This is a genomic window from Pseudomonas sp. GW823-FHT05G12 (genome assembly GCF_058795575.1).
The window spans coordinates 1,914,605-1,929,083 of the sequence record NZ_CM179501.1; the positions used below are offsets into that span (position 1 = coordinate 1,914,605).

Here is a 14,479-nt window from a genome sequence, read left to right on the forward strand (position 1 = left end):
TTCGAGCAACTGCCGCTGTCCTTCGCCCAGGAGCGCCAGTGGTTCCTCTGGCAGCTGGAGCCGCACAGCAGTGCCTATCACATCCCCATGGCCCTGCGTCTGCGCGGCCGGCTGGATCGCCAGGCGCTGCAAGGTGCCTTCGAGCGTTTGGTGGAGCGGCATCAGACGCTGCGCACTCGTTTCGTCTTCGACCAGACGCGCCCATTGCAGGTGATCGACCCCGTGGCCGGGTTGGCCATCGCCCATGAGGTGGTCGGGCCGCTGGACCTGGCACAACTGGAGGCCCGGGTGGCCGAAGAAACCCGTCAGCCGTTCGACCTTGAGGCGGGGCCGCTGCTGCGGGTGCGTCTGCTGGAGCTGGCGCCCGACGATCAGGTGCTGGTGCTGACTCAGCACCATATCGTTTCCGATGGCGTGTCGATGCAGGTGATGGTCGGCGAGCTGATCGCCCTGTATGCCGGCTTGAGCCTCGGCCAGGCGCCGACCCTGGCGCCGCTGCCGATCCAGTATGCCGACTATGCCCTGTGGCAGCGCCACTGGATGGAGGCGGGCGAGCGTGATCGCCAGCTGGCCTACTGGACCGAGCGCCTGGGCGCGCAGCAACCGGTGCTGGAACTGCCGCTGGATCACTCGCGGCCGGCGCAGCCCAGCTACCGTGGCGCGCGTTGCAACCTGCAACTGCCGGCGGCCTTGAGTCATGACCTGCAAGCCCTGGCCCGGGCCGAGGGTGGCACCTTGTTCATGCTGCTGCTGGCGGCATTCCACGCGTTGTTGCACCGCTACAGCGGCCAGGACGATATCCGCATCGGGGTGCCCAGCGCCAACCGCAACCGGGTCGAGACCGAAGGGCTGATCGGTTATTTCGTCAACACTCAGGTGATTCGTGCCCAGGTCGCTGGCGAGCAGCCCTTCGTCGAATTGTTGCGCCAGGTGCGCCAGCACGCGTTGGATGCCCAGGCCTATCAGGAGCTGCCGTTCGAGCAACTGGTCGAGGCCCTGGCGCCGGAGCGCACCCTGGGGCTCAATCCGCTGTTCCAGGTGATGTTCAACCATCAAGCGGCCGGCCGTGGCGGGGCGACCAGCGCGCGCTTGGGCGATCTGCAGATCGAAGGCGTGGACAGTGTCACCGAAGTGGCTCAACTGGACCTGACCCTGGAGACCCGCGAATCGCCAGAGGGATTGGAGGCGTCGTTCATCTATGCCACCGACCTGTTCGAGCGCTCGACCATCGAGCGGCTGTCGATCCACTTCATCAATCTGCTGCAAGGCATCGTCGAGCAACCGCAACAACCGGTGGCCGAACTGCCATTGCTGGCGGCCGCCGAGCGCGAGCGCACCCTGGTCACGTGGAACGCCACCGCTGAACATTACCCGCTGGAGCAGAGCATCCAGCAACTGATCGAGGCCCAGGTGCAGCGCACCCCGGATGCCCCGGCGCTGGCCTTCGGCGAGACGCGCCTGAGCTACGCCCAGCTCAACGCCCGCGCCAACCGCCTGGCCCATCGCCTGATCGCCCTGGGTGTCGGCGCGGATGTGCTGGTGGGCATCGCGGTGGAGCGTTCGGTGGAGATGGTGGTCGGTTTGCTGGCCATCCTCAAGGCCGGTGGCGCCTACGTGCCGCTGGACCCGGAATACCCCGAAGAGCGCCTGCGCTACATGATCGAGGACAGCGGCGTGCAACTGCTGCTGACCCAGAGCCACCTGCAACTGCCGCTGGCCGAAGGCGTGCAGACCCTGGCGCTGGACCTGGAACCGGGCGCCGATGACGCGCGCAACCCGAACGTGGCGGTGGCCCCTGAAAACCTGGCCTATGTGATCTACACCTCCGGCTCCACAGGCCGGCCAAAAGGCGCGGGCAACCGCCATTCGGCCTTGGTCAACCGACTGTGCTGGATGCAGCAGGCCTATCGACTGGATGCTCGCGACAGCGTGTTGCAGAAAACGCCGTTCAGCTTCGACGTCTCGGTGTGGGAGTTCTTCTGGCCCTTGATGACCGGTGCGCGACTGGTGGTTGCCGCGCCGGGTGATCACCGCGACCCGGCCCGTCTGGTCGAGCTGATCACCGGCGAAAACATCACCACGCTGCACTTCGTACCGTCGATGCTCCAGGCGTTCCTGCAAGACAGCGGCGTGCCGCGCTGCACCAGCCTTGCGCGCATCGTCTGCAGTGGCGAAGCGCTGCCGGCCGATGCCCAGCAGCAGGTGTTCGCCAAGCTGCCGAAGGCCGGCCTGTACAACCTGTACGGCCCGACCGAGGCGGCCATCGACGTGACCCACTGGACCTGCCGCGAGGAAGGGCGCGACAGCGTGCCGATCGGCGAGCCGATTGCCAACCTGGCCTGCTACATCCTCGACGCCGAGCTGCAACCGGTGCCGGTGGGCGTGCTGGGCGAGCTGTACCTGGCCGGCGCAGGCCTGGCGCGCGGCTACCACCGCCGCCCGGGGCTGACCGCCGAGCGTTTCGCCGTGAGCCCATACGGCAATGGCGAGCGCATCTACCGCACCGGCGACCTGGCGCGCTACCGCGCGGATGGGGTGATCGAGTACGCCGGGCGTATCGACCACCAGGTCAAGCTACGTGGCCTGCGCATCGAACTGGGTGAGATCGAGGCGCGCCTGCTGGAACACGACCTGGTGCGTGAAGCCGTGGTGACGGTACCGGACGGCAAGCAGCTGGTCGGTTATGTGGTGCTGACCGGCGAGGCCGCCGATTGGCAGGCACAACTGGCCGAACACCTGGGGCGCGGCCTGCCGGACTACATGGTGCCGAACCAGTGGCTGGCACTGGACAGCCTGCCGCTGTCGCCCAATGGCAAGCTCGACCGCAAGGCCTTGCCACGCCCGGACCAGACCGTCAAGGCTCGCGACTATCAGGCGCCGGCCACACCGACCGAAATCGCCCTGGCCGAGATCTGGCAAACCGTGCTGGGCGCAGGCCCGGTGGGCGTTACCGAGAATTTCTTCGCCCTGGGCGGCGACTCGATCATGTCGATCCAGGTGGTCAGTCGTGCGCGACAGGCCGGGATCCATATCACGCCCAAGGCATTGTTCCAGCACCAGACCGTGCAGCGCCTGGCGGCCGTGGCCCAGCTCGGGGAGGCGGTGGTGCCACGTATCGACCAGGGCCCGGTGACGGGCAGCGCGCCGCTGCTACCGTTCCAGCAATGGTTCTTCGACCAGCGCATGAGCGAGCCGCAGCACTGGAACCAGTCGCTGTTGCTGCGCGGCACCGAAACGGTGGATGCCAGCGCATTGGAGCAGGCGCTGCTGGCACTGTACGCCCAGCACGACGCCCTGCGCCTGCGCTTTGCCGACGGCAGCGCCGAACACGGTCCGCTGCAACCGGCCCAGCCGTTGCTATGGCGTGCCGCGCTGCGCAGCGCCGAGGAAATCGAGGCGACCTGCGAAGAGGCCCAGCGTAGCCTGGACCTGGCCCAGGGCCCGCTGCTGCGTGCGGTGCTGATCGACCTGGCCGACGGTGGCCAGCGCCTGCTGCTGGTGATCCACCACCTGGTGGTCGATGGCGTGTCCTGGCGCGTGCTGCTGGAAGACCTGCACGATGCCTACCGCCAGGCCCTGGCGGGCAGCACGCCGAAACTGCCGGCCAAGACCAGCGCCTTCAAGACCTGGGGCGAACGCCTGCAGCAGCATGCCGCAAGCCTGGACAGCGAGCTGGCCTACTGGCAAGGGCAACTGGCCGGTGCGCCGCTGGACCTGCCCGAGGCCGAGCTGGGCGCCAGCCTGCAGAACCGTCACCGCCAGAGCGTGCAGGCACGCCTGGATGCCGAGCTGACCCGACGCTTGCTGCAACAGGCCCCGGCGGCCTACCGCACCCAGGTCAACGACCTGCTGCTGACCGCCTTGGCCCGGGTGGTGTGCCGCTGGAGCGGCGCCGATTCGGCGCTGGTGGAGCTGGAAGGCCATGGCCGCGAAGACCTGTTCGACGACATCGACCTGAGCCGTACGGTGGGCTGGTTCACCAGCGCCTACCCGGTGCGCCTGACCCCGGCCGCCGAGCTGGGCGCCTCGATCAAGCAGGTCAAGGAACAGCTGCGCGGCGTGCCGCACAAGGGCATCGGTTTCGGCGCTTTGCGCTACCTGGGCGACGAGGCTGCGCGCGCGAGCCTGGCCGGGCTGCCGGTGCCGCGCATCACCTTCAACTACCTGGGCCAGCTGGATGGCCAGTTCGATGAGCGGGCGCTGTTCGTGCCCGCTGCCGAAAGCGCAGGTGAGGAGCAGAGCCCGCTGGCGCCGCTGGGCAACTGGCTGGTGCTCAATGGCCAGGTGTATGGCGGCGAGCTGAGCCTGGCGTTCAGCTTCAGCGGGCAGATGTTCGCCCGCGCGACCATCGAGCGGCTGGCGCGGGCCTACGAGGCGGAGCTGGCGGCGCTGGTCGAGCACTGCCAGGCGCCGCAAGGGTTGACGCCGTCGGACTTCCCGCTGGCGGGCCTGAGCCAGGCGCAACTCGACGCACTGCCAGTGGCGGTGGCCGAGGTCGAAGACATCTACCCACTGTCGCCGATGCAGCAGGGCATGCTGTTCCACAGCCTGTCCGACGAAGGCGACGACCTGTACGTCAACCAGCTCAGCCTGCCGGTCGAGGGGCTCGAGCAAGAGCGCTTCCGCGCCGCCTGGCAGCATGTGATCGGCCGTCACGAGATCCTGCGTACCTCCTTCCACTGGGAAGGCGGCCAGAGCGCGCCGTTGCAGGTGGTGCACCGTCACGTCGACGTGGCTATGACCATGCTCGACTGGCGGGCACGATCCTTTACCGCCGCCGACCTCGAGACGGTCGCCCGCGCGCAGCGTGGCTTCGACCTCGGCCAGGTGCCGCTGCAACGCCTGTTGCTGGTGCGCACGGGCGACGCCGAGCACCAGCTGGTGTGGACCAGCCACCATATCCTCATGGACGGCTGGAGCAGTTCGCAGTTGTTCGGCGAGGTGCTGCAGCACTACGCCAGCGGTGAAGTGACCGGCGACAGCGGCCGCTACCGTGACTTCATCGCCTGGTTGCAGGAGCAGGATCAGGGGCGCCTGCAGGACTACTGGCAGGGCCGTCTGCGCCTGCTCGATGCGCCGACCCAACTGAGCCAGTCGATTCACCCGCGGCACACTGCAGACCTGCCGGGGCACGAGGCGCTGTACACCCGTTGGGACGCCCAACGCACCGCCGCCTTGCAGCAGCACTGCCGGGCCCAGGGCATTACCGCCAACACCCTGATCCAGGGTGCCTGGCTGTTGCTGTTGCAGCGTTACACCGGACAGCGCAGCGTGGCCTTCGGCGCTACAGTGGCCGGTCGTCCCGAGAGCCTGGCCAACGCTCAGCACATGCTTGGCCTGTTCATCAACACCTTGCCGGTGATCCAGACCCTCGAGCCGACACAGCGCCTGGATCAGTGGCTGCAGCAACTGCAGGCCGACAACCTGGACCTGCGCGAGCACGCCCATGCGCCGCTGGCCGACATCCAGCGTTGGTCGGGGCAGGGTGGCCAGGCCCTGTTCGACAGCATCATCGTGTTCGAGAACTACCCCATCGACCAGCGCCTGGAACAGGCCCAGGGCGGCCTGCGCTTCGGCGCCTCGAGCAGCCACGACGTCACCAACTTCCCCATGGACCTGGCGGTAACCCTCGGCGAGACTCTGGCCATCGAGTACCTGTTCCTGCGCAGCCACTTCACGCCCGAGGCCGTGCAGGGCATTCGCGCACTGATGGAGACCTTGCTGCAGTCGATGATCGACAGCCCTGTCGAATACATCGGCAACCTGCAACGGCTCAGCCCGGCGCAGTATCAGGCGCTCGACGCCTGGGGCGCGGTGCCGGCGCAGGCCGGCGAGCGGGTGATGCTGGCGCAACTGATCGCTCGCCAGGCGGCCGCGCGGCCCGAGGCCATCGCCGCCGAGTGTGCCGGCCAGAGCCTCAGCTACGCGGCGCTGGAGGCCCGTTCCGACGTGCTGGCGCGGCAACTGCTCGCCCGTGGTGCCGGCCCGGAGGTACTGGTGGGCGTAGCCCTGGAACGCTCGGTGGATATGCTGGTGGCCCTGTTGGCGGTGTTCAAGAGCGGTGGGGCTTATGTGCCGCTGGACCTGGACTACCCGGCCGAGCGCCTGGCCTTCATGATCCAGGACTCCGGCATGCGCCAACTGATCGGTCGTGCCGACCTGGGGCAGCGCCTGGCCCTGCCCGAGGGCCTGGAACCGCTCGACCCGGCGACCCTGGCGTGCGAAGCCGGTACGCCGGCCAGCGTGTTCCCGGTGCCGGGCGAGCACAGCCTGGCCTACTTGATCTACACCTCTGGCTCGACCGGTGTGCCCAAGGGCGTGGCGGTCAGCCATGGACCTTTGAGCATGCATTGCCAGGCCATCGCCGAGCTCTACGAGATGGAGGCCGGCACCCGAGAGCTGCACTTCATGTCGTTCGCTTTCGACGGCGCCCACGAGCGCTGGCTAACCACGCTGGCGGTGGGCGGTACGCTGATCCTGCGCGACAACGAACTGTGGACGCCCCAGCAGACCTGCGAGGCGCTGAGTCGGGGCCGGGTCGACATCGCCTGCTTCCCGCCCGCCTACCTGAAGCAGGTGGCCGAATATGTGCAGCGCAGCGGTGTCGAGCCGCCCCCGGTGCGTATCTATTGCCTGGGCGGCGACGCGGTGCCGGAGCAGACCTTGGCCGAGGTGCGCGAGGTGCTGCGGCCACGCTACATCACCAATGGCTATGGTCCGACTGAAACGGTAGTCACGCCGATGCTCTGGAAGGCCTCGGCCGAAGAGCCCTGCGGCGCGGCCTACGCACCCATAGGCCGGGTCGTGGGGCAGCGCTCGCTACGGGTGCTGGACGATGACCTCAACCCATTGCCGGTCGGTTTCGCCGGGCAGCTGTTCATCGGTGGCCATGGCGTGGCTCGCGGCTATCACCAGCGACCATCGATCACTGCCGAGCGGTTCGTGCCGGACCCATTCGGTGAGCCTGGTGCGCGTTTCTACCGTTCCGGGGACCTGGTGCGCCTGCGTCAAAGCGGGATACTGGACTACGTCGGGCGTCTGGATCACCAGGTGAAGGTGCGGGGCTTCCGCATCGAGCTGGGCGAGATCGAAGCCAGCCTGCGCCAGCAACCGGGTGTCGGCGATGCCGTGGTGATCGCTCGCGACGGCGTCTCCGGCAAGCAGTTGATCGGCTACGTTGCGGCCACCGCCGAGGTTCGCGGCGATCAGCTCAAGGCCGCCCTGGCCGAGACGCTGCCGGCCTACATGGTGCCGTTGCAGGTGATCTGCCTGGAGCGCCTGCCGGTCTCGCCCAATGGCAAGCTCGACCGCAAGGCCCTGCCGGAGCCCACCTTCGACCTGGCCAGCCATGTGCCCCCGCGCTGCGAGGAGGAACAATGGATGGCGCAGATCTGGGCCGAGGTGCTGCAGGTCGAGCAGGTGGGGATCGCCGATAACTTCTTCGAGCTGGGTGGCGATTCGATCCTCAGCCTGCAGGTTATTTCGCGGGTGCGCAACCATGCGCAACTGAAACTGGAGCTCAAGCTGCGCGACCTGATGCGTTGCCAGACCATCGCCAACCTGTTCGACCAGCAGGGCGTGTCGCGGGTCAGCGGCGAGCAGCAGGCCGTGGTGGTGGAGGGCGCCTTCCCGCTGATCCCGATCCAGGAGTGGTTCTTCACCGCGCAGACCCATGCGCCGGAACACTTCAACCAGGCGTTGATCCTGCGTGCCAACCAGCCACTGGATGCGCGGGCGCTGGAGCGCACATTGACCTGCATGCTCGGCCAGCACGATGCCTTGCGCCTGCGTTTCACCCACGAGCAGGGGCGCTGGATCCAGCGTTACCAGCCGTTGCAGGAGTGCCTGCAGCGCCTGGGCGACGACCCGCTGCTGTGGGTGCGCGAGGTGGCCGACGAAGAGGCGCTGGAGGACCTGGCCAATGAGCTGCAACGCAGCCTGGACCTGGCCCAGGGGCCACTGATGCGCGGCTTGCTGGCGACCCTGGGCAATGGCCAGGTACGCCTGCTGCTGGTGATCCACCACCTGGTAATCGACGGTGTGTCCTGGCGTGTGCTGCTGCAGGACTTGCAGGAGGCCTACCAGGCGTTCCTCGCCGAACGGGAGCCGCAGCTGCCGCTGCGCACCAGCAGCTTCGGTGAATGGGCCGCTGGCCTGGCCGGCCATGCGGTGACCCTGCGCGAGCGTGAGCTCGAGTACTGGGTGGCGCAGCTCGACCGGCAGGACGGGCCGCTGCGCTGTGACAACCCACGTGGCGGCAATCTCATGTGCCACCGCGAAGAGGCCGCGTTCAGCCTGGATGCGCAACGGACCGCACAGTTGCTCAAGGAGGCGCCCGCGGCCTACCAGACGCAGATCAACGACCTGCTGCTGACTGCGCTGAGCCGGGCCCTGTGCCAATGGGACGACAGTGCGTCGGCGCTGGTGCTGCTGGAAGGCCATGGCCGCGAGGATCTGTTCGAGCAACTGGACCTGAGCCGTACCCTGGGCTGGTTCACCAGCATGTATCCGGTACGCCTGAGCCCGGTGTCCGAGCCCGGGGCGTCGATCGTGGCGATTCGCGAGCAGTTGGCCCAGGTGCCGGACAAGGGCATCGGCTACGGCGTGCTGCGCCACATGGACGAACCGTGGGTGCGCGCGCGCCTGGCCGACCTGCCGCAGGCGCAGGTCACCTTCAACTACCTGGGGCAGCTCGACCAGAGCTTTGATGCCGAGCAGGCGCTGTTCCTGCCCGCGCCGGAGAGCGTTGGCGACAGCTTCTCGCAGCAGGCGAGCCTGGCCAACTGGCTCGAAGTGGTAGGCCAGGTGTTCGACGGCAAGCTGTCGTTCCGCTGCATCTACAGCAACCGACGCTTCCGCCAGGGCACCATCACGGCCTTCATGGAACAGTTCCAGGCCGAGTTGGTGCTGTTGATCGAGCACTGCCTGCAGGTCCAGGCCAACTGAATTTTCCTTCTTCTGACAGGCCGGATGCGGGTGCGTCCGGCCCAGGAACCGAGCCATGCCACTGAATCCTGAAATTGCCGAATTCCTCGACCTGGTCGACGCCAGCCCAGGCGATGGCCAGTCCATGGCCTTTCACCGCTCGACCCCCGCTCAGGCGCGCGACGCCTTCGAGCAGGCCTCCGTGCGCATGCGTTGGGAAGCGCCACAGGTGCACAGCGAGGACCTGCATTGCCAGGCTCGCGATGGCGCCACCCTGACGCTGCGTCTTTACCGGCCCTGCGCGCCTGCCGAGCAACCACTGCCGGTGCTGCTGTACCTGCACGGCGGTGGATTCGTGGTGGGCAGCATCGCCTCGCACGATGGTGTCTGTCGCGAGTTCTGCGCGCGCACCCCCTGCGCGGTGCTGACCGTCGATTACCGGCGCGCCCCGGAGCAACGCTTTCCGGTGGCGCTGGACGACTGCGCCGATGCCTTGGCGTGGCTGGCACACAACGCGCGCGAGTGGGGGCTGGATGCCAGCCGGGTGGCCGTGGGCGGCGACAGTGTCGGCGCGACCCTGGCCAGCGTGCTGGCGATCGACGCCGCCCACCTGGGTGGGCCTGTCCAGCCGCGGCTGCAATTGCTTTGCTATCCAGTGGCCGATGCCTCGAAGAGCTGGGAGTCGCGTACGCTGTTCGCCGAGGGCTACCTGCTGGAAAGCGCCACCCTGGAGTGGTTCTACGATCACTATGCGCGCCAGGCCGAGGACCGCTCGAACTGGCGTTTCTCGCCGCTGCTGGCCACCGGCTTGCAGGGCGTGGCGCCGGCATACATCGGCCTGGCAGGCTTCGATCCACTGCTAGATGAAGGGCAGGCCTATGCGCGTCACCTGCGCGAGCAGGGGGTGACGGTCAGCAGCGAAGTGTTCGAGGGGTTGGTGCACGACTTCCTGCGCATGCGCCTGGTCACGGCCGAGATCGACACGGTGTATGCGAGGTTGGCGCAGGTGCTGCGTGATGCCTTGAACTGATGTTTTGCACTGGATATCGGGGGCCGCTATGCGGCCCTTTTGCGTTGCCCCGCGGGCAAGCCCGCTCGTGCAGATGAGCACATGGCTTGAGAGTGACGGGGGGCTGTGGGGGCGGGCTTGCCCGCGAATAGGGGGGCGTTGCTGCGTGGGGTGTGGCGCCAGGCCCACGACCCAGGGCCTGGCGCCCTGGGTCGTGGTTGCGGTCAGAACTTGTACTGCACGCTGGTCATGAAGTTGCGGGGCGCGCCGTACACGCCCCAGCTGTCGACGTAGGAGAAGTACTTGCGGTCGAAGACGTTGTTGAGGTTGAGCGATGCGCTCAGGTTCTGGGTGATGTCGTAGCGCGCCATGAGGTTGGTCACGGCATAGCTGCCCTGGGTGAAGGTGTGCAGGTCCTGGCCGGTCTTGCTCTGCCAGTTCACGCCACCGCCGATGGTCAGCTTGTTGTCCAGAATGCCGGGCAGGCGATAGGTGGTGAAGGTCTTGGCGCTGTGACGGGGGTTGTTGGTGACGATGCGGTTGTCGTCGGAGTCGGTGCTGACGCTGTAGGCGTAGCCGGCGAACGCCTGCCAGCCCTCGGCCAGCTCGCCGTTGAGCTCCAGCTCCACGCCCTCGGTGGTGGTGCCCTGCTCGGCGCGGTAGATGTCCGGCGCACGCACATAGACGGGCAGGTTGTCCTGTTCGATGCGGAACAGCGCCAGGCTGGCGTTGAGTTTTTCGTCGTTGAAGCTGCCTTTCACGCCCAGCTCGTAACCGGTGCCTTCCTGTGGGTCGAGGGCCTTGAACTTCTCATCGTGCACGCCATAGGGCTGCGGGTTGAAGATCTTGGTGTAGCTGCCGTAGACCGACCAGGTGTCGTTGAGGTCGTAGACCACGCCGGCATAGGGCAGGAACACGCCGTGGCGGTTTTCGTCGCTCTTGTTGTCGAGCGTCGGATCGTTCCAGTTCTGGTAGTCGCTGGTGCGTCGCCAGTCGGTGACGCGACCGCCGAGAATCACGGCCAGGTCGTCGGTCACGTGGAAGCGACCGGTCATGTAGGCGGCGTACTGGTTTTCCTGGATGTAGGTCTTGCCGACGGTGGTGGTGTCTGGGCGCGGGCCCTGGCCTTTCCAGTCCCAGATATTGTCGATGGTGCCGTCATAGCCGGTCCAGGGACCGAACCAGCCACCGTGATCCGGGGTGTTTTCGGTGTAGCGGGACAGGGTGACGCCGGTGATCAGCTCATGCTCCTGACCGAACAGGGTGAACGGGCCGGTCAGGTAGGCGTCGAGGTTGTTCTGGCGAGGCTTGCCCGACCAGCGGTTGGGGTACATGTAGGCGCCGGAGCCGTCCACCGAACTGATCTCGCCGTTCATGTAGTTGATCAGCTCGTCGAAGTCCATGACGCTGTGGCTGAGCTCGACCTTTCCGCTCCAGCCGTTGTCGAACTGATGCTCGAGGGAGGTGAAGACATTGGTCTGTTTGCGGTCGTTGTACGACCAGGTCGGCGAACTGTTCTTCGAGCGGCTGAAGTCGGTCTTGCTGCCGTCGGCGTAGCGGACCTGGAAGCCGGTGCGCAGCGGGTCGTTGACCTGGGTCTTGAGGTAACTGAAACCGACGGTCAGCATGGTTGCTTCGCTGAGGTCGAACTCGGAGATGCCGTAGATCAGCTGCGTATCCTGCTCGAGGCGGTCGACGAAAGAGTTCTGGGTCTTGTAGTCGACCACCAGACGCCCGCGGACGTTGCCGCTGTCGGTCAGTGGGCCGGAGACGTCGAATCCGGTGCCGTAACGGTCCCAGCTGCCAGCTTCGGCGGTCACGCTGCCCTGGAAGGTCGCGGTCGGGCGCTTGCGGATCATGTTGATGGTCGCCGACGGGGTGCCGGTGCCGCTGATCAGGCCGGTGGCGCCACGCACGATCTCGACACGGTCGTACATCGCCGTGCTCTGGGTGGTGTTGTCCAGGCGAGGGGAGGTGGGAACACCGTCGATCTCGAAGTTGTTGATCTGGAAGCCGCGCGACCAGTAGGTGTCGTTCTCGGCGCCGATGCCGGTGCGGAGCACGGTGATGCCTGGGGTGGCCTCCAGCACCTCGGTCAGGTTGGTCAGCTTCTGGTCGTCCAGGCGCTGGCGGGTGACCACGGTGACCGATTGCGGGGTTTCCTTCTGGGTCAGGTTCAGGCGCGTCGAACTACTGGACATGTAGGTGGTGTACAGGCCGGAGCCTTCGGTGATCGAGCCCGGCGCCATGCCCGAAATCGAGGTCGGGCTCAGCTCCAGTGCGGCCTTGCCGGCATTGGGTGGCGGCATCAGCAGGATGGTGTGGCCGTCCACGCGGTAGGACAGGCCGCTGCCCTGGAGCATGCGCTGCAGCACCTCGTCGGTCGACAGCGAGCCGGATACCGGGCTGGACTTCAAACCTTGCACCAACTCTGGGCTGTAGAGGATCTGCATCTGAGTCTGCTGGCCCAGTTGCTGCAAGGCGGTGGACAGCGGCTGGGCGGCGATGTTGACGGAGACCTGCTCGGCGTGCGCTGCGCTGCTCCCCAGCAGCATCAGGGCGAGCAGGGCGCCCGGCAGTACCGTACGGTTCGACTGCGATGGACGTACGGCGCGTGCCAGAGGGGTCGGGGACAGATTCGGGCGGTGCATGGGTGAAAGGGGCTCCTGAAGGAAGTGGGCAGTTTTTCTTTTGGAATAATCAGTAACTGATAATTAGACGCATCACGGATTGAAAACCGGAAAAACAGAATCAACAATCTGTCCTTTGCGATTTATCTGATGAAAACCCCGAGCGGTAATGCTATGGCGTCGACTGTTCCAGCTTCCTTGCGGGCGGATCGCGGCGCCGTGCCCCGGACAGGCCGGGCCGTGCGCCGCGCTCGTGGAGTGGTCAGGCCGGGACGTGCTGGGTGACCACGCGACCGGCTTCCATGCGTACCAACTGGTCGGCGATATCGAAGTAGCGATCATCGTGGGAGATCACGATGATGGTCTTGCCCAGGCGCTTGAGGTCGGGCAGCAGCTCGGTGTAGAAGATCCGGCGGAAGGTCGGGTCCTGGTCGGCCGCCCACTCGTCGAACACCAGCACCGGGCGATGCTCCAGCCAGGCATTGATCAGCGCCAGGCGCTTGCGTTGCCCGGTGGACAGGTCGGTGGTGGTGAACTTGCCGTCCTGGATGCTCACCTTGTGTGAGATTTCCAGGCGTTCCAGGTACTGGTTGGCATCTTCGGGAATGCTCTGTTCACCCTGGATCACATCGTCGAACAGGTAGTAGTCGGCGAAGATCGTGGTGAACAGCTGGCGATACTGGTCCCTGTCGCTGGCATCGATGATCTTGTCATCCAGTGCGATATGCCCCTGTTGTGGTGCGTAGAGTCCCAGCAACAGCTTGATCAGCGTGGTCTTGCCACAGCCGTTCTCGCCGACGATGAAGACAATTTCGCCCTGTTCGATCCGCAGGTTGACCGGCCCTAGTTGGAAGGGCGCGGCATCGCCCACCGCTGGGAAGGTGTAGCTCACCTCGACCAGTTCCAGGCTGCGCACCGTGGCCTTGGCAGCCGGTGCGTCGGTCAGCAGCAGGTGCGGCTCGGGGGAGGAGAACTGCCGGGAAAGATCGGCGATGCGCTGGAAGGCGATGCCGGCACGGCCGACGATGGGCAGCGTGCCGATCAGGTGTTCCAGCGGGCCTTTCATGTACAGCAGCACCAGGACGAAGCCACTGATGACCGCTTTGTCCTGTCCAGGGCCGGCACCGTGCATCAGCAGCGCGACGCCGATGACCACGAAGAACAGCATGGAGCCGAAGGTCTTGGCGATCACGAAGGTGTTGATCGCGCGGATCTGGGTCTTGCAGATGAAATCCGCGGTGGCCTGGATGCCATGCACGAACATGCGGTGGCGACGTGGGCGGTGGATGCGCAGTTCCTTCGCGCCACCGGCGACGGCGTTGTACTGGCGTTGCAGGTCGTCCTCGGCGTCGCGGGCGGCCATGAAGCCACGCACGCCTACCGATTGCGCCAGGTACTGGGCGCTCGTGCCCACGGCGATGGCCGCCAGCATCAGCAGGAACATCGGCCATGACAGCATGGCCAGGTAGCCCAGGCAGCCCAAGGTCACCGTCAGCGAGATCGCCAGGGGCGCGAAGGCGAAGGCGAAGTCGCTGATGGTGTCGACATCATGGGTCAGTACCGGAATCAGACGGTGGCTGCGAAAGCGCTCGATCTGCTCGATCGGCGCGGCGAGCACCTTCTCCCCCAGTGTTTTACGCAGGCGGGCGATGATGTGCTGGCCGACATAGTTGGTACCGATATCCGACAGGATCGTGCTCACCAGTGCCAGCAGGCACAACCCGGCAAAGCCCAGGATCAGGCTGTGCCCCAGGTCGCCCTCGGCGTGCAGCGCGCCGTTGATGGTGGCCAACAGCGTGGTCACGCTCAGGCCCCCGATCATGCCGAGGAAGATGGACAGGGTGACGATCGGCCAGAATGGCCTGAGCAGGGCCAGCAATTCACGCAGGGCCCCGCGGTTGGAAGTGCTCATCGG

General features: G+C 66.4%; 3 protein-coding genes and 1 pseudogene. 2 read left to right on the forward strand and 2 right to left on the reverse strand.

What is annotated here, in order from left to right; genetic code table 11:
- Window positions 1-9: 9 nt before the first annotated feature.
- Window positions 10-8,946: pseudogene (locus AC3RCM_RS08710) on the forward strand (amino acid adenylation domain-containing protein); the annotation flags it as partial.
- Between the two features lie 55 nt (window positions 8,947-9,001).
- A complete protein-coding gene (locus AC3RCM_RS08715; RefSeq protein ID WP_051101446.1) occupies window positions 9,002-9,955 on the forward strand; it encodes an alpha/beta hydrolase in 954 nt (317 codons plus the stop codon).
- Between the two features lie 203 nt (window positions 9,956-10,158).
- Here AC3RCM_RS08715 and AC3RCM_RS08720 read toward each other — a convergent pair whose 3' ends face one another.
- Both AC3RCM_RS08720 and AC3RCM_RS08725 read right to left on the reverse strand, forming a co-directional pair.
- The gene (locus AC3RCM_RS08720; RefSeq protein ID WP_064493125.1) at window positions 10,159-12,585 is read right to left on the reverse strand and encodes a TonB-dependent siderophore receptor; all 2,427 of its coding nucleotides are present in this window, start codon (window positions 12,583-12,585) and stop codon (window positions 10,159-10,161) included.
- Between the two features lie 241 nt (window positions 12,586-12,826).
- On the reverse strand, window positions 12,827-14,476 hold the full coding sequence (locus tag AC3RCM_RS08725) for a cyclic peptide export ABC transporter (protein WP_064493126.1): 1,650 nt from the start codon (window positions 14,474-14,476) through the stop codon (window positions 12,827-12,829).
- Window positions 14,477-14,479: the final 3 nt, after the last annotated feature.

Coding starts and splice junctions, on each gene's coding strand:
- AC3RCM_RS08715 (WP_051101446.1), top strand. CDS start 9,002: ATGCCACTGAATCCTGAAATTGCCGAATTCCTCGACCTGGTCGACGCC.
- AC3RCM_RS08720 (WP_064493125.1), bottom strand. CDS start 12,585: ATGCACCGCCCGAATCTGTCCCCGACCCCTCTGGCACGCGCCGTACGT.
- AC3RCM_RS08725 (WP_064493126.1), bottom strand. CDS start 14,476: ATGAGCACTTCCAACCGCGGGGCCCTGCGTGAATTGCTGGCCCTGCTC.